We start from the raw sequence: 18,742 nt of genomic DNA, 5'->3' as shown, positions 1-18,742 counted from the left end.
GCGCTCAAGGGCGCGGATCCAACCATTGGCGAACGGATTCCAACGCACTGTGTCGGGTCAGGTCCACCTGCAAGGGGGTGATCGAGACGAAACCGCTGCGTACGGCGAAGAAATCCGTGCCGGGCCCTGCGTCCTGCTCCGGACCGGCGGGTCCGACCCAATAGATGCGACGCCCGCGCGGATCAAACGCAGGCACGACGGCCTCCGCCTTGTGCCGATGCCCCAAGCGGGTCGCGACGAAGCCCTTGATCCGGTCATACGGAACGTCCGGTACGTTGACGTTCAGGATGATCGTCGACTCGAGCGGTGCCGCGCGCAATCGGGTGACCAGCTCCACCGCAACGGCCGCGCCGGTTTCCAGATGCTGCGGCTCGTGCGCGTGCATGGACACCGCGATCGCGGGCAGACCGAGAAACCGCCCCTCGGTTGCCGCCGCAACCGTCCCGGAATACAGCACGTCGTCGCCGAGATTCGGACCGTGATTGATCCCGGCCACGACGATATCGGGATCGACGTCCGCAAGACCGGTCAAGGCGAGGTGGACACAATCGGTCGGGGTCCCGTCGACGCGGATGTAGCCGTTCGCCATCCGGGTCGCCCGCAGCGGCACATCGAGTGTCAAGGAATTGCTCGCCCCGCTGCGATCGCGCTCGGGCGCGACGACCAAGACCTCGCCCAGCGCGGAAAGGGCGTCGGCAAGCCTGATCAGACCGGGCGACTGATAACCGTCGTCGTTGCTCACGAGAATCTTCATGTCGTCCTAAACCGCGTCTGTAGAAAACCGAGACTTGATCAGGATCCACCGCGTGGGGACACCCGAATCATACTGAAAAGCACCCTGACCGGCACCCCGAGCGCTTTGGCCCGCCGCGGTCGGGCAGCGCTGCTATACTGCGGCGCCGAACGACGCGTCGACGCCAGCCGACGAGGCCGATGGAGAGCAACCGGAGGATGTCGGCGTGATCATACATGCGGACGTTCGCCTCCTCGGATCGTCCTAAACCGCGTCTCACCGAGCTCGAGGACATCTCCAAAGCCAAACGCAGAATGAAAATTTCGCATGTCGCTCTGGACGCGGTTTAAGCCGGACCAGCAGGCGACACCTTTCGTCGAGGCGCAACAATACCCTGTCCAGACATGAAGAAACAAATCCAAGAATCTGATTTGGCGTTGTTTCGCGAGCATGTCCAGGACGCCGAGCCAGTTCGCCATGACCAAGTCGAGCACGAACGCCGCAGGCCGCCACCCGTCCCGCGCCCGCGTCCTGTGGAGTTGCCCGAAGAACAGGGCGGGACGCTGCTGTCCGAGTCGGAGGTGGAGACGCATGAATTTCTCCTCTTCACTCGCCCCGGTGTCCAGCGGCGCCTGATGGCCGAGCTGCAGCGCGGCGGCATCGAGGTCGGACTCGAGCTCGACCTGCACGGACTCCATGTCGAGCAGGCGCGCGGTCTCCTGGCCGAATTCCTTGCCGAATGCGGTCGGCGCCATGTCCGCTGCGCCCTCATCGTCCACGGCAAGGGCTATCGCTCCGCCGGCCGACAACCGGTCCTTAAACAAAAGGTCAATTATTGGCTGCGTCTCTACGACGAGGTACTGGCCTTCTGCTCCGCCACGCGGAAAGACGGCGGAACGGGTGCCGTCTATATCCTGCTGCGCAACCCGAGCAAGTCGAGCCGGACGCCCTGAGCCCTTGCCGCCCCTCGCCGTGAATCGTGATCTCGCCGCACGGAATCCGCATCCGCCGACGGGCACGCCGCGCCGTCGGCATTGGCGCGACACCATGCTCGGGGTCCTGCAAATCATGGCGATCCTGATCCTTGTTCCCGCGGAGGCCGGAGGGGCCGGGGGACCGATCATGGGACTCGCCTATCGGCCCTATGTCGGTCAATGGAGCGCCACCGCGGATAACCCCTTTCCGCCTGGTCGACTCTACACACCCGCGTTCAACAGCTATCGCGGCGGCATCTCCGTGACGGAGCCGCACACCGGCCTCTGGGCAGCCCGCCGGCAGGTGGCGCGGCATTTCGATCGCGAAGGCCGGGTGAGCAGGATCGAGGCGCAGGGGGTCTTGAGCCTGGACCTCTCCGCGCTCCGGGATGCAAGCGCAAGCGCATGGAGCCGGACCTATTTCAAGCGCTCGAGGGACCGACGATTCCGCATGCCATCCGCGTCTGCGTCAGCGGCATGGCGAGCGGAAACCAGGGCGCCGGCGTCAACGGATAGGCGGCAAGCTCGGGGCCAAGACTCTCGAAACTTAAATCTTGCAACCCGAAACCGCCCTGTATACTAGCGCCGCTATGTTGACCTACCCCGATATCGATCCCGTCGCACTCGGCCTTGGACCCCTGCGGATCCATTGGTACGGGCTCATGTACCTCGTCGGATTCGCCGCCGCCTGGATGCTCGGGCGCTGGCGGGCAGGCCAGCCGCAGTCGGGCTGGACCACGGAGATGGTGGATGACCTCATCTTCTACGGTGTCATCGGCACCATCCTCGGGGGTCGGCTCGGCTACATGCTTTTCTACGGGTTCGACCAACTAGCCGCGAACCCGCTGAACATCCTCAAGGTCTGGGAAGGCGGAATGGCCTTCCATGGCGGACTGATCGGCGTGTTGATCGCGATCTACTTGTTCGCGCGTCGCCATCGCATGCGGTTCTTCCAGGTTGGCGACTTCCTTGCCCCGCTCGTTCCGCTCGGACTCTTCGCCGGGCGGATCGGCAACTTCATCAACGGCGAGCTCTGGGGTCACCGGACCGATCTCCCCTGGGGGATGCGCCTACCCTGCCTGGAATTTCCGGCGCAATGCGCGGATCTGCCGCAAGGGACGGTCTGGAGCATCCCGGTGCATGCCTCGCAGCTCTATCAGGCCGCGCTCGAGGGTCTTGCCCTCTTCATTGTCCTCTGGATCTTTTCCAGCAAACCGCGCCCCATGATGGCCGTCTCGGGGGTCTTCCTGCTCGGCTACGGCCTCTCGAGGTTTGCCGTTGAATTCGTGCGCGTGCCGGACGCCCAAATCGGCTATCTCGCCTTTGGCTGGCTGACGATGGGTCAACTGCTGTCGATGCCCATGATCCTGTTCGGCGCACTGCTGCTCGCGCTCGCCTACAGGCGTCGTCCGTCGTCGTAAGCCAAGTGACCCAAAGTGCAGGCGGCCGGCCCTCGCGAGACGCTCGGTATCAGCTGTCAGCTTAAACCGCGTCCCCCGCTAAGGGTCGTGGATTCACCAAACTTCGAGCTCACTCGAAAGTGAGTATCTCGCTCTGGACGCGGTTTAGGCGAATTCCGGGATCCCTTATACCAGTGACGTAGGTTGTGCCGAGCCGTGCGAGGCGCAACCAAAACTCAGCGCGAGTCGTGCTTCCTATCGCTCAGCACAACCTACGGTATGGAATTTTGCGGAAATCGCCTTGCTGGATTGCAGGGTTTCGACGGCCGGTGGCCGGTAGCTGGCGGCTTATAGCTGACAGCTAATAGCTCGCCCCGACGCGGGCATAAAAAAACCGGCCTCGAAGGCCGGTTTTTCGTGCGCCGGAGAACGGTGCCGAACAGCGACTAACCCATCTCCTTGATGTGGGCATTCATCCGGCTCTTGTGACGAGCGGCCTTGTTGGCATGGATGAGACCCTTGCGTGCGGCCCGGTCGATACGCGGAACCGCATCTTTGAAGGCTTGGACGGCAGCTTCTTTGTCGCCGGCCTGGATAGCTTTGATGACCTTCTTCATAAAGGTGCGCAGGGTACTGCGTTGCGAGGCATTCTGCTGACGACGGTCTTCCGCCTGACGGGCGCGCTTGCGGGCTTGTACTGAGTTGGCCAAAGGGGTCTCCTGAAAATCCGGCGCTGTAATGCTGTAATCCGAGTAAAGACCGCGTAGTATCCATGTGCCTTCGGGTGCTGTCAATGCGTGCGTGCTCCTGCGCATCGATCCGCTCCAAGCTGCCACGCGCCAACCCCGCCAACGGCACGAATCCATGACCACTTGAATTCATCGTTTTCTATCCCAGCTTTTGCCCTTCAAGAACGCATGACGCCGGTTCCCGGAACGAGCCGCATCCATCCTCAAAGAGCAAGTACGCGCAGTCATTCGGAGATCGAAAGCATGAAGACGATACCTTTGTTTTTCAGCATTATTTTTTCCTCCGCCCTCGTCGGCTGCGGCACCACCACGGCATCCCGGACCACCACCGGAGCGGCCGCCGGTGCCGCCACGGGTGCCGCCATCGGTTCACTCAGCGCCAATGCCGGTCGCGGTGCTCTGATCGGCGCCGGTGTCGGGGCACTCGGCTCCTTCGCATACGATCAGCATGAGAAGGAGCTTCAGCAACAGCGAGACCGCGAGGCATGGCAGGCGCAGCGCAACCAGCAGCTGTACCGGTAAACATCCACGAACGACTGACGACCCGCGAGCCGAGACGTCCACCACCCGAGTGGTCGGCTCACGCGGCAACACCGATGGAGACGACACGCCTCCGCGGTTGCGGACACGACGCCGCGGTGCTTGCACCGTCGGCGCCACCCTCAGCACACCGAGGCGACCTCGCTGCGACGCATAGACCTCCGAGACCTTGAAGAGCCGCATTTGACCGGCGCGCGTCGGCAAATCCGATCGATCGATCGCCGCCGCACCCCGACACCCCTATAATCCGCGCTTTTTGCGGAGTCTCATCAGCCGTGGCCTCACTCGCCGCCTCGATCGCCAAGGTCGGTAGCAACACCTTTCTCTCGCGAGTCCTCGGCTTCGTGCGCGACCTCGTGGTCGCCCGGATCTTCGGCGCCGACGCCGGAACGGATGCCTTCTTCGTCGCCTTCAAGATCCCGAACTTCATGCGCCGGCTGTTCGCCGAAGGCGCCTTCTCCATGGCCTTCGTGCCGGTGCTCAACGAGTACAAGGAGAAGCGCGGCTTCGAGGCGCTCAAGGCTTATGTCGATGCGGTCGCCGGCACGCTCGGTGCCGTGCTGCTGCTGGTCACGGTGCTCGGCGTGCTCGGCGCTCCCGTGCTGATCCTGGTCTTCGCCCCGGGTTTCGTGAACGAGCCGGAGCAGTTGGCCCTGGCCACCGAGATGCTGCGGCTGACCTTTCCCTATCTGTTGTTCATCTCGCTGACCGCCTTCGCGGGCGGCATCCTCAACACCTACGAGCGCTTCGGTATCCCGGCCTTCACGCCGGTCCTGCTCAACATCTCGCTGATCCTCTGCGCGGTCTATCTCGCACCGCTGATGGAGCGGCCCATCGTTGCGCTGGCCTGGGGCGTCTTCATCGCCGGCATTGCACAACTGTTGTTTCAGATCCCGTTTCTCCTTCAGCTCAAGCTGCTGCCGCGCCCGCGCCTGGCGACGGACGATCCGGGCGTGCGCAAGACGATCAAGCTGATGGTCCCCGCCCTCTTCGGGGTCTCGGTCGGTCAGATCAGCCTGCTGCTCGATACCCTGCTTGCCTCCTTTCTGGTCACCGGGAGCATCTCCTGGCTCTACTATTCGGACCGATTGATGGAGTTCCCGTTGGGGATCCTCGCCGTGGCGCTCGCGACCGTGATCCTGCCCCGCCTGTCGCAACGTCATGCCGCCGACGATCCGGTCGCCTTCTCCTACACGATGGATTGGGCGCTGCGCTGGGTCCTGTTGCTGGGCGTGCCGTGCGCCGTCGGCCTCCTCCTCTTGGCCGGCCCGATGATCGCGACACTCTTCTATTCCGGCGAGTTCGGCGCGAACGATGTCGAGATGGCCAGATTGAGTCTCATGGCCTACTCGCTCGGCCTAGTCGCCTTCATGGGAATCAAGGTGTTGGCGCCCGGCTACTATGCCCGTCAGGACATGAAGACCCCGGTGCGGATCGCGGTCATCGCGCTGGTGACCAATATGGTCTTCAACCTGATCCTGATGTTCCCGTTCGGCCATGCCGGGCTGGCGGCAGCCACGACGATCGCGGCCATCACCAACGCCGGCTTGCTGCTGCGTGGTCTGCTCAGGGACCGAATCTTTCGACCGCAGCGCACATGGATCCCTCTGATGATCAAGGCACTGATTGCCAATGCACTGATGGGAAGCGCGATTTATCTGGGGGTCGGCGTGACTGCGGACTGGATCGCCATGGGTCTAGGCGAACGGATCTGGCGTCTCCTGATGTGGATTATGATCGGCGGGGCCGTCTACGCGGGAGCTCTGCTGGCGATGGGCATCCGCCCGCGGCACTTCATGGGGCGGGAATAAGACCAAGCCCCGCTCGGCACGATTCGACCGGGTTTCGCCTTGCCCCGGAGACGAGTGCAGCACGGCAGATGTGTCGAGACCGTTCGTTGTCGTTGTCGACCATCGATACGACAACGACAACGACAACGACAACGAAAATGATCTCGGACGGTCTCGGAATCTCTGCTCTGCTCCACGAGCCGAACAACGGCATGCTTCGTTGCCGCGATCGTCTGCGCGATCGTCGAGACATCGTGTTCGAGCGTGAATCGACGGCGATGGTTCGGGGCCTTCCGGTGCTCGCGTATACTGACGTTCCGGTTTCCCGAGGCAGATGGCAATGCGGCTGATCCGAGGCTTACACAACCTGCGCCAGACCGACCGAGGTTGCGTCGCGACCATCGGCAACTTCGACGGTGTCCACCTGGGACACCGGACCGTCTTCCAGCGGCTGTTGGCGCGCGGCCGCGAGCTCGGTCTGCCCGCGACCGTCATCACCTTCGAGCCGCAGCCGATGGAGTTCTTCGCGCCTGATTCGGCGCCTGCCCGTCTCACGCGGTTGCGTGAAAAGCTGGCGGCGTTCCAAGACTGCGGCATCGAGCGGGTGATGCTCCTCGAGTTCAACCCCAAGCTCGCCGGGATGGGTGCACGCGACTTCGTGCAACGGCTCCTGCTCGACGGGCTCGGCGTGCGTTATCTCCTGGTCGGCGACGACTTCCGCTTCGGTCGCGGACGCGAGGGGGACTATGCCCTGCTGCACGCGATGGGCCAGGCCGGCCGGAACGACGACAGCGGCTTCGAGGTCGAGGATCTGCACACCATCACGCACGGCACCGAGCGGATCAGCAGCACCCGGGTACGCGATGCGCTCGGTCGCGGCGACCTCGAGCAGGCCCGTCACCTGCTCGGGCGCCCCTACCGGATGCAGGGTCGCGTCTCCCACGGCGCCAAACGCGGTCGCGGCATCGGCTTTCCGACCGCAAACATCGACCTACACCGCCGTTTCAGCCCCGTACGCGGCGTTTACGCCGTCATGGTGTCCGGGCTCGGCCCGAACCCGCTCCCGGCCGTCGCCAATGTCGGCACACGCCCGACCGTCAACGGCAAGGACTATCGGCTCGAGGTCCATCTCTTCGACTTTGATCGGGAGATCTACGGACATCACTTGGAGGTCGAGTTTCGGCTGAAGCTGCGTGACGAGAAGCGGTTCGAGTCCTTCGATGCGCTCAAGGAGCAGATCCAGGTCGATGCGCGGGTGGCGCGCGAGTATCTCAGATCGACCGCGCAGCATGACCTTGACAGCCCCCAGCCCCCGGCCGCCAGCCGCCGGCCCTGAGTCGGCTCGGGGTTCGGACCCGGACGCGATCCCCTTTGCCTCGCGCGGCCGAGCAAGCCACAATCGTACCCTGTTCGCCCCGGAGCCCGTTCGAGGATCCTACGCGACCCCTTCCGACGCACCGAGAGCAAGCCACGTGACCGACTATAAAGACACCTTGAACCTCCCGAACACGGGCTTTCCGATGAAGGCGAACCTCGCCCAGCGCGAGCCCGCAATGCTCGCGCGCTGGGAGTCGATGGCGCTCTACGCACTGATCCGCCAAGCCCGCGCGGGCGCTCCGACCTTCATCCTCCACGACGGCCCGCCCTATGCGAACGGCGAGATCCATATCGGCCATGCGGTCAACAAGGTGCTCAAGGACATCATCGTCAAGGCACGCACGCTCGACGGATTCGATGCGCCCTACGTGCCGGGCTGGGATTGTCACGGCCTGCCGATCGAGCTGCAGGTCGAGAAGAAGAAGGGCAAACCGGGGCACAAGATCAGCGCCGCTGAATTTCGCGTCGCCTGTCGCGACTATGCCGCCAAGCAGGTCGACGGCCAACGTGCCGACTTCAAGCGTCTCGGCGTCCTCGGCGACTGGGAGAATCCTTATCTCACGATGGACTTCGCCTTCGAGGCCCGGATCATCCGCTCGCTCGGGCGCATCATCGCCAACGGCCATGTCCAGAAGGGGTTCAAACCGGTGCACTGGTGCATCGACTGCGGCTCCGCGCTCGCCGAGGCCGAGGTCGAGTATGCCGACAAACAATCGATCGCGATCGACGTGCGCTTCCCGGTCGTCGAGCCCGAGTCGCTCGCGGCGCGCTGTCACGGCACGCCCAACGGCTGTGGCGAAGGTCCGGCCTCGATCGTCATCTGGACCACGACACCCTGGACCCTTCCGGCCAACCAGGCGGTCGCACTCAATGCCGAGCTCGAATACGTGGTCGTCGCGGTCGAGTCCGCGCAGGGCCACGAGCGTCTGATCGTCGCCGAGGGTCTGCTCAAGGACACCATGGCCCGCTGGGGCATCGAGCAGTATCGGGTGCTCGGCTACGGTCGCGGGATCGACTTCGAGGGCCTCAAGCTCAAGCACCCCTTCTACGACCGCGAGGTGCCGGTGATCGTCGGAGAGCATGTGACGCTCGACGCGGGCACCGGAGCCGTCCACACCGCGCCGGGGCATGGTCTGGAGGACTATATCGTCGGCCAGCGCTATCACCTGCCGGTCCACAACCCGGTCGGCGGGGACGGGCGTTTCCTGCCCGACACGCCGCTCTTCGCGGGCGAGAACGTCTTCAAGGCCAACGAGCAGGTCGTCGAGACCCTGAAGGCCCATGGCGCGCTGCTGCTGGCGACCCGCTTCACCCACAGTTATCCGCATTGCTGGCGGCACAAGACGCCGATCATCTTCCGCGCCACGCCTCAATGGTTCATCGGGATGGAGAAGCAGGGGCTGCGCAAGGCCGCCCTGCGCGAGATCGGCCATGTGAGCTGGATGCCCGATTGGGGTCAGAGCCGAATCGAAGGCATGGTCCAGGGCCGGCCCGACTGGTGCATCTCGCGCCAGCGCACCTGGGGCGTGCCGATCACGCTCTTGGTCCATAAGGTCACGGGCGAGCTGCATCCGCGCACCGCCGAGCTGATCGAAGAGGTCGCCGGTCAGGTCGAGCAGCAGGGCATCGAGGCATGGTTCGCGCTCGCGCCGGCCGATCTCCTGGGCGAGACCGAAGGTGCCGAATACGACAAGGTCCAAGACACCCTGGATGTCTGGTTTGACTCGGGCGTCACCCATGCCTGCGTGCTCGAGCATCGCGACGGGCTGCGTGCGCCCGCCGACCTCTATCTGGAGGGCTCGGATCAGCACCGCGGATGGTTCCAAAGCTCGCTCATGACCTCGGTGGCCATGCATGAGCGCGCGCCCTACCGTCAGGTCCTCACCCACGGTTTCACGGTCGACGCCAAGGGCGAGAAGATGTCCAAGTCCAAGGGCAACGTGGTCAAGCCGCAGGATGTCATGAAGACCCTGGGGGCGGACATCATCCGGCTCTGGGTCGCGGCCACCGACTACCGCGCCGAGATGGGCGTCAGCGACGAAATCCTCAAACGCACCGCGGATGCCTATCGACGTATCCGCAACACCGCGCGTTTCCTGCTCGCCAACCTCAACGGCTTCGATCCGGCGACCGATGTCGTCGCGCCCGAGGCCATGCTCGAGCTCGACCGCTGGGCGGTGGATCGCGCCTTCCGGCTTCAGGACGAGGTCATCGAGGCCTATCGCGACTACCAGTTCCATCTGATCTACCAGAAGGTCCAACAATTCTGCGTCGTCGACATGGGCGCCTTCTATCTCGACATCATCAAGGACCGTCAGTACACCACGCAGGCGGACAGCCTGCCGCGACGCTCCTGCCAGAGCGCGATGTACCACATCGTCGAGGCGATGAGCCGTTGGCTCGCGCCCATCCTCAGCTTCACCGCCGAGGAGATCTGGCAACACCTGCCGGGCGAGCGCGCCGAGACCGTCTTCGTCGAGACCTGGTACGCGGGGCTCTTCCCGCTCGCCGACGGCGATCCCATGGACCGCGCCTTCTGGGATCAGGTCATCGCGACCCGGCTCGCCGTCGGACCCGCGTTGGAGACCGCACGCAAGGCCGGACTGATCGGCTCGTCGCTGGATGCCGAGCTGGATCTCTATTGTGCCGAGCCCCTCGGCGCCGTCCTCGCTCGCCTGGGCGAGGAGCTGCGTTTTGCGCTCATCACCTCCGAGGTCCGTCTGCACCCGTCAAGCGAGCAGCCGACGGATGCGGTCGAGACCGAGCTGAAGGGACTCGCCGTGCGGGTGCGACCCTCCAAGCGGACCAAGTGCGTGCGCTGCTGGCATCATCGCCTCGACGTCGGCACACACGCCGAACACCCGGAGCTGTGCGGTCGCTGCGTGGAGAATGTCGCGGGCAGCGGCGAGGTCCGCCGCTATGCCTAAGGCTCATGCCTCGGCGACGGACGCCGCATCGAGCGACTCGGCGACGATTCCGAGCACCCAAGGCGCCGTCATGAAGCACTGGCTCTGGCTCTCGCTCGCCGTCCTGTTCCTGGACCAGGCGACCAAGTGGTTGGTGCTGGGCCTGCTCGAGCCGTTCGAGGTCATCGAGCTGATCCCGAACGTCAACCTAACCCTGATGTTCAACACCGGCGCCGCCTTCAGCTTGCTGGCCGACGCCGGGGGCTGGCAGCGCTGGCTGTTCGCGCTCGTGGCGGTGGGCATCACCGGCGCCCTCTCGGTCTGGCTGCTGCGCCTGAAGTCGGGCGAGGGCTGGCTGGCTCTCGGCCTGGCGCTCCTGATCGGCGGCGCCGTCGGCAACCTGATCGACCGGGTGCTGCTCGGTCACGTCGTCGACTTCATTCAGGTGTATCTTCCCGTCATCCCGCTTGCCCTCTTCAATCCCTGGCCGTCGTTCAACATCGCGGACAGCGCCATCAGCGTGGGCGTGGTGATCATGTTGATCACGACCCTGGTGACACCCGAGCGCACATGAAGATCGCCATCCTCTCGCGCAATCCGACCCTCTACTCGACCCGCCGCATCGTGGAAGCCGCGCGCGCCCGGGGACACGAGACCAAGGTCGTCGACGTCCTGCGCTGCTACATGAACATCACCTCGCACGCGCCCTCGATCCACTATCGCGGCGATGAGCTGACCGATTTCGATGCGGTCATTCCGCGCATCGGCGCATCCGTGACCTTCTACGGCACCGCGGTGCTGCGTCAGTTCGAGATGCTGGGTGTTTACCCGCTGAACGAGTCGGTCGCCATCACCCGCGCGCGCGACAAGCTGCGCTCCCTGCAGCTGCTCTCGCGCAAAGGCATCGGTCTTCCCATTACCGGCTTCGCGCATGCCCCGGACGATGTCGAGGACCTCATCAAGATGGTCGGCGGCGCACCTCTGGTGATCAAGCTCCTGGAGGGCACGCAAGGCATCGGCGTGGTGCTGGCCGAGACCCCGCAAGCCGCCGAGAGCGTGGTCGAGGCATTCATGGGACTCAAGGTCAACATCCTGGTCCAGGAATACATCAAGGAGGCCAACGGTGCGGACATCCGCTGCTTCGTGGTCGGCGACAAGGTGGTCGCGAGCATGAAGCGCCAGGCCAAGCCGGGGGAGTTCCGGTCCAACCTGCACCGCGGCGGGAGCGCCTCCCTGATCCGCATCACGCCCGAAGAACGCTCGACCGCGACCCGTGCGGCCAAGATCATGGGCTTGAACCTCGCCGGCGTGGACATCCTGCGCTCCAATCATGGCCCGGTGGTGATGGAGGTCAATTCATCCCCCGGGCTCGAAGGGATCGAGCGGGCCACCGGCAAGGACATCGCCACCCAGATGATCGAGCTCGTCGAGAAGAACGCCGCGCTCGGCAAGACCCGCACGCGGGGGCAGGGGTGACCGGGGGAGAGTGGTTAGTGGTTAGTGGTTAGTGGTTAGTGGTTAGTGGTTAGTGGTTAGTAGCCAGCATTATCCTGGATCGCCTGAGCGGCTCAACGGCTCCCGTCAGCCTGGAAGCTGAGAGCTGGCGGCCGAAAGCCAAATCCCCCAAGATGGCGATTTCATGACAAGATCACGGCGTCTGTCTCCAAGGACGCCAGCCGATGACCGCCGAATCCGTTACCATCGCCGGTCGCGAGATCCAACCCGGCGAGCGCGCCCGGGTCGACATCCCGCTACCCAACCTCTACACCACCACGCCGGTCTTCATGCCGGTGCATGTGGTGCGAGGCCGAAAGCCCGGCCCCCGCCTGTTCGTCACCGCGTCCGTTCATGGGGACGAGATCAACGGGGTCGAGATCATTCGGCGGTTGCTCATGCACAAGTCATTGAGCCGGCTGCGCGGCACCCTGCTCGCCGTGCCCGTCGTCAACGTCTACGGCTATGTCCGCCAGTCACGTTACCTGCCCGATCGACGTGACCTGAACCGCAGCTTTCCGGGCTCGGAAAAGGGCTCGCTCGCGGCACGCCTGGCCGCGACCCTGATCAGCGAGGTGATCGAGGGCTCGACCCACGGGATCGATCTGCATACCGGAGCGATCCATCGCGAGAACCTTCCGCAAATCCGGGTCACTCTCAGCGCGAGCGAGGACATGCCGGCGTTGGCGAAGGCGTTCGAGACACCGGTCATCCTGGACGCCGAGGTCCGCCCGGGCTCGCTGCGCGCGGAGGCCGCGGCGCGCGACATCCCGATTCTGCTCTACGAAGGCGGCGAGGCGCTGCGTTTCGACGAGTTCGCGGTCCGTGCCGGTCTGCGCGGGATCCTCGGGGTCATGCGGCATATCGGGATGATGCGCGCCGCCCAGGCCCGCCGAGCGATCGGTCACGAGCCGCTCGTTGCCCGCTCCAGCGTCTGGGTTCGTGCGCAGCAAAGCGGCATCCTGCTCTCGCTCACCCCGCTCGGCGCCCATGTCAACAAGGGCGACACCCTGGGCATCATCACCGACCCCTTCCGACCGGTCGAGGACCCGGTACTCTCCCCCGTGAGCGGTATCGTCATCGGCCGCACCAACCTGCCTCTCATCACCGAAGGCGAGGCACTCTATCACCTCGCCTGCTTCGGCAAGCCGGAGGCCGCCGCAGCCTTGCTCGAGCAGTACCGGGACGCACTCGATCCGGAGGACGAGGAGGAGACGGTGATTATTTGATCGCCGCCGCCTTCACGCGCGGGCGAGAGGTTCAGGAGCTTTGCCTGGGCTAAGCAGAGCGAACCCCGGCATCCACGGCGTTGGCGCCATCCGGGGGTATCCTGTCTATTCAAGACCCCACGGCCTGCGCAATCGTCGCCGTCGGAGATCGATGACCTCGGCTAACGGGTCGTCGCCGACACCACGTTCGAGTATGCGGATGTCCCGATGCCGTTGTAGGCCCGCACGCGATAGCCGTAGGTGGTTCGCGACCTCAGGCCGGTACTGGCGAAGCCGGTGACGTTGGGCCCGACCGTGGCGATCTGCGACCAGGCGCCCGTACCGATGCGACGCTCGATGCGGAAGCCGGTCTCGTTGTTGCTGTTGTCGCGCCAGCGCAGGTCGATCCGCGATCTGGAGGCCACCGATGCCGCCAAATTCGAGGGCGCCGCGGGCGCGGCCGTTCTGACGGCCACCGTATTCGAGTAGGCCGACGTGCCTGACCCGTTGTGGGCGCGCACGCGATAATTGTAGGTGGTCGAAGATCTCAGTCCGGTACTCGCAAACGTGATGACGTTTGCCCCGACCGAACCGATCTGCGACCAAGCGCCCGTTCCGATCCGCCGCTCGATGCGGAACCCGGACTCGTTGTTGCTGTTGTCGCGCCAGACCAGATTGACCCGCGAGGCGGACGCCCCCAGCGAGGCCAGGCTGGAGGGGGCCGCGGGAGCTGTGATGTCGTCCGAGCTGCCGACCGTACCGCTCACCTCTTGAGAGTAGTCGCTGGTGTCCGCGCCCCTATAGGCCCGCACCGCATAATAGTATCTGACCCCGTCGGTCAGCCCGCTCACGGTCACCCTGGTGTTGGCTCGTGCGTCTAGGATCTGCGTATACTCGCGCGAAGCCGTGCCGTAGTAGACGAGATAACCTGATGCGGCCGAGACCCCATTCCAGGCGAGTGTCGCACTGCCCGCGAGAGCGTTTCCGGTGAAGGCAAGCATACCTACGAAGGCAATGAACAGCTGTTCAAGACGCGACCGGACACGGGCGCAGAAGTGTGAGCGGGCTATGGACATGACGAACCCCAAATCGTTGAAAACTGCTGGCGACAAGGGCCATCCACGAGCGCGCTCAGCTGCAGGAAAGTGAACTTCGGAAGTCGGGAACCCTCGATCGAGTTGCGCCGACCTCATCGAGCGCTTGGCCGAAGAGCCGGCGTAACACGGGCGGTCGGCGAGTTGACCGCCGCATAGGTCGTGATTGACGGATGCCTGATTCGAGAGTCTTCGGATGCTCGAATCAGAAGGATGCGCCAGGCTTCGCTCGGCGTGCGCGGCTGGCCGAAGTGGTTAGGAAATCTGACGACGATATCGACGGTCGACGTTTATCTCCCTGATGTGGCTCCCGCCAAGCGGCTGTTTAGGCTTTTCACCTGTTAAAGCGAAATTCGAGCCACTTATTTTTTTGTATTTATTACAACAACTTAACTATTAGGCGCGGGTTTAAGACCGAGCCGCGCGTCGCTCATCGACTACAGGAAAGCGCATGAGATTCCCAAGTCTCCGTTAACTATGAGGGTTTATTGTAGTCGTTTGGAGACACCGGACGTTCGGAGCCGGACCACAGTGTCGCGGCGCTGAGTTGTCAGACGCGGATTGCGTCTTGTTCGGGAGAGGCAGGCAGGGAGGCAAATCGGCGAGAGGTGTGCAGGCGGCAAGCGCCTTCACCAACCGTATACACACGCTGGGTTTCGTGCTGCAGGCGATTTCGATCGCGAGCCACAGCTTTGTCTTTTCGCATCCGGATCAAGAAGCAGCCTCAGACAGGCGCCGCGTCCACGAAAAGCCGGTGGAAAAGCCGGGATCATCATCTCAGGGGTTCGATTCCACGGAGATGAGTCGGCGAGCATTGTACGAGTTGTGGTCGTCCTGTGCGGATGCCGATCAGCCGTCGCGAGGCTCGTCGGTTGAGAGAGATGGGCGAAACAAGGCAGAATCGAGACGATAGCGGCGCAGGAGCTTGTAAAACTCCGTACGATGTCGACCGGCAATGCGCGCCGCGCTGCTGACGTTGCCTTCAGTGATCCGAAGAAGATTGATGAGGTACTCGCGATCGAATCGCTCACGCGCATCGGCCAGGGAGGGCAGAGCGCTGAGATCATTTCGCAGGGCGCGCTGAACCAAGGTCGCCGGAACGATACTGGTCGTGCAAAGCGCAGCGGCCTGCTCGACGAGATTCTGAAGTTGGCGCACGTTTCCCGGCCAGGAGGCCGACATCATCGACTGCATCGCTTCGGGCGCGAAGCCCTCGACTTGTCTCCTATTGCGAGAGTTGGCTTCGCCGAGGAATCGGTTCGCAAGCAAGGGGATGTCTTCCGGCCGCTCCCGCAAGGGCGGCAACTCCAACCGAACAACGTTGAGACGATAATAGAGATCGGCGCGAAACTGCCCGTCTGCCATCGCCTGATCCAGGTCGCGATGAGTTGCCGAGACGACCCGAACGTCCACGCTCACCGAGCGGTTCGCACCGACCGGTCGAACCTCGCCCTCCTGCAAGGCGCGCAGCAGCTTGGCTTGGAATGAGAGGGGCATGTCGCCGACCTCGTCGAGAAACAAGGTACCGCCGTCGGCCTCCTCGAACAGTCCCTTGCGGTTCTGAATGGCGCCCGTAAAGGATCCCTTGGCGTGACCGAAGAGCTCCGACTCCAAGAGCGTCTCGGGGATGGCGCTACAGTTGACCGCCACGAAGGGGCGGCTGGAGCGCGGACTGGCCCGATGGACGGCTCGCGCCAGCAGTTCCTTGCCTGTCCCGCTCTCGCTTTGGATCAGGATGTTCGTGTCGGTCTCCGCCGCGAGGTAAGCCTGTCGCAGGACTTCGTCTAGGGCTGCGCTTCGCGTGATGATGTCTGCGCGCCAATCCTCGGTCCGTGAAGAGGGTTCCTCTTCGGCGCCGCCAAGGCGTGCCGCGCGCTCGACGAGGTCCAAGAGCTCCTTGCCGTCAAAGGGCTTGGTGATGAACCCAAAGACACCGCGCTGTGTGGCATCCACGGCATGTGGAATGCTGCCGTGAGCGGTCAGAATGATCACGGGCAGACCCGGGTAATCCCGTCTGATGGAGTCGAACAGCTCAAGCCCATCCATGCCATCCATACGCAGATCGCTGACGACCAGCCGCGGCTTGTAGTGCGCGAGCACGGCGAGCGCCTCCTCGCCGCAGGTGACCGCTCTTACCTCATGCCCTGCTGTCTTGAGACGGATGGAAAGCAGCTTGCGAAGATCGGCGTCGTCGTCCACCAAGAGGATCTTTGTTGGGGTGATCACTTGAGATTATCCTCGGGTGATTCGAGATTTGAATCGCGTTTTCGGTCACGAATCTCCATCTCGATCTCTTTAAGCTCTTCCAACTGTGTTGTCAGCTCATCGCGCTCGCGGATCGTTGCGCGCAGGGCGTGGTCACGCACCTGTTGTTGCTGTTTGCTCGCCCTAAGCGCTTCAAGCTGCCCTGCGACATCATCACGTTCGCGGATGACTGCCTGAAGCGTAAGCTTGTCCGCATCCTCTTGCCCACGCGTATCCGCGTCTTTCGGCCCGCGCTTGGGTGAAGCCACAAGGCGTGCGTCGAGAGCGTCGCGCTGACGAATGGTCACGCTGAGTCTGTTTCGCAGCCGGGCCTCGGTCCGCAATTGATCCAGCATGACCGTCGCCAGTGCGATCGATCCAGGCGTTTGCATCGGATGATTGAGATAAGCCGTAAAAAGCTCCGCCGCGCGCGCTTTGTCGGACGGCTCGCCGAGCATCGTCATCACCAGCGCCCAACCCAGCAATTGCGACGGGTCATCGGTGTCCGTCGCGGCGGCCGAATCGCGCAGGGTGGATGGGTCGGACTGTCGGAGAGAGGCGACTGTCCCTAACACGCGATTGAGATCAACGGGCTCCGGCAACGGGTTGGTCGCCCGAGAAAGGGCGCCCGGAGTGCATGCGGCGAGGAGGGTTAGGATCGCCGCGATTGCGACGATACCGACGGATTGTCGCCAGGTCCGCCAATCGCTGCCAAGGCCGTATCGGATGATCATGTTGATTGTGAGGAAGTCTTGGCTGAGTTGACTGCTTCGGAGGCTCGATAAGATCTCCGGCGAGGTAAGCGGAGGCGAAGGCAGGCTCCTTTATCGGAGTTTATCACCTGCAAGCGACCACCCAGGGCCCGGGCATACTCACGAGCGATGAAGAGACCGAGGCCACTTCCGCGGATGCGGCTGTTGACGGCCGAAGGCGTTTGGAAAAACCGCTCAAAAACGTTCTCGTGATCTTCCGGCCGAATGCCTTTGCCTTCATCTCGAACCTCGATATAGACGTCGTTCTTGATGTGTCCGGTGACGATATGAACACGGCTCCGTGCCGCAGTGAACTTAATCGCATTCGACAACAGGTTATCGAGGATGGTACCGAGCCGTTCCTTATCCGACCACAGGGTCTCGCCGCTGAGGATCAGCTCGAGGTCGATCTCTTTGGCGCGCGCCGGCAACTTATGGCGATCGGTTATCTTACGAATCAGATCGTTTAGGTCAATGCGGCGTGGAGCAGTCACGGCTGCTGCGTCGGCGCCGCTGCTGGCGGTGAGAAGGTTTTCGATCAGTCCCCGGAGCTGAAAGCTATTGACACGGACAATGTCCAGAATTTCATTCTGCTCGGGCTTGAGTGGTCCGAGATGATTCTGCGACAAAAGCTCGGCCCCTTCGACGATGTTGGTCAGCGGTGTTTTAAGCTCATGCGAGATATGGTGAAGAAAAAAAGTCTTTTGCTCCTCAAGCTCGATGAGGCGAAGCCGCAGCCAGTTCAAACGTTGACCAAGATCGGCAAGATCGCTTAGACCCGACACCTGAATCGGACGATCGAATCGTCCGTCACCCAGTGATCGAATGGCCTGATCGAGTTGCCGCATCGGTCGCGCAATCAGCATTGTGAAGATGAACGTCAGCAATAAGGCCGCCGGGATGCTGGCGGATGCCTGCCACAAGAGTCGCTGTCGGGTATCCGATCCTTGGAGCTGCATCGCCTCGACCTCTTGTGCCACGACACGCACGCTTTCACGATAGATGTTGCGCGAGAGCTCATCGAGATGCACGAAGTTTTCCAATGCGGTTTTCTTCGCCTCCGCGCTTGTTTCACCGTTATCCAAAGCGGCGAATGTCGCCTTTGACGCCGCTTCGAGCTGAAGTGCTTGGGCACGAACCGACGGACCCATCTCAAGACCCGCAATATCGGCTAAGCGGGCCAAGAAGCTTTCGCGCTGGGTCTCATATGACTCGAGGAATGCCGGATCGGACAAGACGTGGTATTGACGCGCAAGGCGTTCGACGTCGGTGATTTCCTCGATCAGATTTCGGCTTGCTCGGGTTGCACGGACCGCGGCGACCACCGCATCTTGCCCCTTTGACGCGAGGTGATCGACCGCAACCCAGGCCGTGGCGAGCGCCAAGCCGAGGGGCAAAGTGACGACAGCGAATCCGATCAGGACCAGCTGAAGTAGCGAGAACCTCAGGTCGAAGCGGCGGTGTCGTGTCATCCACTCGGT

At 63.3% G+C, this 18,742-nt stretch carries 15 protein-coding genes; 9 read left to right on the top strand and 6 right to left on the bottom strand.

Going from position 1 to position 18,742, the window contains the following annotated elements; translation table 11 throughout:
* Nucleotides 1-4 precede the first annotated feature (4 nt).
* A complete protein-coding gene (gene surE / locus KFB96_RS23405) occupies nt 5-754 on the bottom strand; it encodes a 5'/3'-nucleotidase SurE (RefSeq protein WP_213456324.1) in 750 nt (249 codons plus the stop codon).
* Nucleotides 755-1,137: 383 nt separating this feature from the next.
* Between surE and KFB96_RS23400 the strand changes: the two genes are divergently transcribed.
* Both KFB96_RS23400 and lgt read left to right on the top strand, forming a co-directional pair.
* The gene (locus KFB96_RS23400) at nt 1,138-1,686 is read left to right on the top strand and encodes a Smr/MutS family protein (protein ID WP_213456325.1); all 549 of its coding nucleotides are present in this window, start codon (nt 1,138-1,140) and stop codon (nt 1,684-1,686) included.
* A 611-nt stretch (nt 1,687-2,297) separates the two neighbouring features.
* The gene (lgt, locus tag KFB96_RS23395) at nt 2,298-3,128 is read left to right on the top strand and encodes a prolipoprotein diacylglyceryl transferase (RefSeq protein ID WP_213456327.1); all 831 of its coding nucleotides are present in this window, start codon (nt 2,298-2,300) and stop codon (nt 3,126-3,128) included.
* Nucleotides 3,129-3,553: 425 nt separating this feature from the next.
* Here lgt and rpsT read toward each other — a convergent pair whose 3' ends face one another.
* Nucleotides 3,554-3,817, bottom strand: a complete 264-nt coding sequence (rpsT, locus tag KFB96_RS23390; protein ID WP_213457023.1) for a 30S ribosomal protein S20 — start codon at nt 3,815-3,817, stop codon at nt 3,554-3,556.
* Between the two features lie 282 nt (nt 3,818-4,099).
* Here rpsT and KFB96_RS23385 point away from each other — a divergent pair, with 282 nt between their 5' ends.
* From KFB96_RS23385 to KFB96_RS23355, 7 genes are all read left to right on the top strand, one after another.
* Complete coding sequence (locus KFB96_RS23385; protein WP_213456329.1) at nt 4,100-4,378, top strand: glycine zipper domain-containing protein; 279 nt, start codon at nt 4,100-4,102, stop codon at nt 4,376-4,378.
* A gap of 293 nt (nt 4,379-4,671) precedes the next feature.
* The gene (gene murJ, locus KFB96_RS23380; protein WP_213456330.1) at nt 4,672-6,207 is read left to right on the top strand and encodes a murein biosynthesis integral membrane protein MurJ; all 1,536 of its coding nucleotides are present in this window, start codon (nt 4,672-4,674) and stop codon (nt 6,205-6,207) included.
* A 319-nt stretch (nt 6,208-6,526) separates the two neighbouring features.
* Nucleotides 6,527-7,522 (top strand): bifunctional riboflavin kinase/FAD synthetase, encoded by a 996-nt coding sequence (gene ribF, locus KFB96_RS23375; RefSeq protein WP_213456331.1) that lies wholly within the window; start codon nt 6,527-6,529, stop codon nt 7,520-7,522.
* 136 nt (nt 7,523-7,658) lie between these two features.
* A complete protein-coding gene (gene ileS / locus KFB96_RS23370) occupies nt 7,659-10,490 on the top strand; it encodes an isoleucine--tRNA ligase (RefSeq protein ID WP_213456332.1) in 2,832 nt (943 codons plus the stop codon).
* 70 nt (nt 10,491-10,560) lie between these two features.
* Nucleotides 10,561-11,043 (top strand): signal peptidase II, encoded by a 483-nt coding sequence (gene lspA / locus KFB96_RS23365; RefSeq protein WP_213457025.1) that lies wholly within the window; start codon nt 10,561-10,563, stop codon nt 11,041-11,043.
* Nucleotides 11,040-11,945: a 30S ribosomal protein S6--L-glutamate ligase gene (gene rimK, locus KFB96_RS23360; protein WP_213456334.1), complete on the top strand. Its 906-nt coding sequence runs from the start codon at nt 11,040-11,042 to the stop codon at nt 11,943-11,945. The genes lspA and rimK overlap by 4 nt, the downstream gene beginning before the upstream one ends.
* Before the next feature lie 203 nt (nt 11,946-12,148).
* The gene (locus tag KFB96_RS23355; protein ID WP_213456336.1) at nt 12,149-13,192 is read left to right on the top strand and encodes a succinylglutamate desuccinylase/aspartoacylase family protein; all 1,044 of its coding nucleotides are present in this window, start codon (nt 12,149-12,151) and stop codon (nt 13,190-13,192) included.
* Nucleotides 13,193-13,353: 161 nt separating this feature from the next.
* On the opposite strand, the gene KFB96_RS23350 is transcribed toward KFB96_RS23355, so the two are convergent.
* The 4 genes from KFB96_RS23350 to KFB96_RS23335 all read right to left on the bottom strand — a co-directional run bounded on the left by KFB96_RS23350 (nt 13,354) and on the right by KFB96_RS23335 (nt 18,733).
* Nucleotides 13,354-14,247, bottom strand: a complete 894-nt coding sequence (locus KFB96_RS23350; RefSeq protein ID WP_213456338.1) for a fibronectin type III domain-containing protein — start codon at nt 14,245-14,247, stop codon at nt 13,354-13,356.
* An 867-nt stretch (nt 14,248-15,114) separates the two neighbouring features.
* Nucleotides 15,115-16,491: a sigma 54-interacting transcriptional regulator gene (locus KFB96_RS23345; protein WP_213456340.1), complete on the bottom strand. Its 1,377-nt coding sequence runs from the start codon at nt 16,489-16,491 to the stop codon at nt 15,115-15,117.
* A complete protein-coding gene (locus KFB96_RS23340) occupies nt 16,488-17,243 on the bottom strand; it encodes a hypothetical protein (RefSeq protein ID WP_213456341.1) in 756 nt (251 codons plus the stop codon). The genes KFB96_RS23345 and KFB96_RS23340 overlap by 4 nt, the downstream gene beginning before the upstream one ends.
* Nucleotides 17,240-18,733, bottom strand: coding sequence for a HAMP domain-containing sensor histidine kinase (locus KFB96_RS23335; protein WP_213456343.1), 1,494 nt, complete (start codon nt 18,731-18,733; stop codon nt 17,240-17,242). Before KFB96_RS23335 ends, KFB96_RS23340 begins: the two co-directional genes overlap by 4 nt.
* Nucleotides 18,734-18,742 lie beyond the last annotated feature (9 nt).

It is taken from the genome of Thiocapsa sp. (genome assembly GCF_018399035.1).
GTDB lineage: Bacteria > Pseudomonadota > Gammaproteobacteria > Chromatiales > Chromatiaceae > Thiocapsa.
Note: the sequence above shows the minus strand (reverse complement) of the source record. Positions and strands in the feature narration are given on the sequence as shown.

Excerpts from the sequence above, each read along its gene's own strand:
- surE (WP_213456324.1), bottom strand. The coding sequence starts at position 754 with ATGAAGATTCTCGTGAGCAACGACGACGGTTATCAGTCGCCCGGTCTG.
- KFB96_RS23400 (WP_213456325.1), top strand. The coding sequence starts at position 1,138 with ATGAAGAAACAAATCCAAGAATCTGATTTGGCGTTGTTTCGCGAGCAT.
- lgt (WP_213456327.1), top strand. The coding sequence starts at position 2,298 with ATGTTGACCTACCCCGATATCGATCCCGTCGCACTCGGCCTTGGACCC.
- KFB96_RS23385 (WP_213456329.1), top strand. The coding sequence starts at position 4,100 with ATGAAGACGATACCTTTGTTTTTCAGCATTATTTTTTCCTCCGCCCTC.
- ribF (WP_213456331.1), top strand. The coding sequence starts at position 6,527 with ATGCGGCTGATCCGAGGCTTACACAACCTGCGCCAGACCGACCGAGGT.
- lspA (WP_213457025.1), top strand. The coding sequence starts at position 10,561 with ATGAAGCACTGGCTCTGGCTCTCGCTCGCCGTCCTGTTCCTGGACCAG.
- rimK (WP_213456334.1), top strand. The coding sequence starts at position 11,040 with ATGAAGATCGCCATCCTCTCGCGCAATCCGACCCTCTACTCGACCCGC.
- KFB96_RS23355 (WP_213456336.1), top strand. The coding sequence starts at position 12,149 with ATGACCGCCGAATCCGTTACCATCGCCGGTCGCGAGATCCAACCCGGC.
- KFB96_RS23350 (WP_213456338.1), bottom strand. The coding sequence starts at position 14,247 with ATGTCCATAGCCCGCTCACACTTCTGCGCCCGTGTCCGGTCGCGTCTT.
- KFB96_RS23340 (WP_213456341.1), bottom strand. The coding sequence starts at position 17,243 with ATGATCATCCGATACGGCCTTGGCAGCGATTGGCGGACCTGGCGACAA.
- KFB96_RS23335 (WP_213456343.1), bottom strand. The coding sequence starts at position 18,733 with ATGACACGACACCGCCGCTTCGACCTGAGGTTCTCGCTACTTCAGCTG.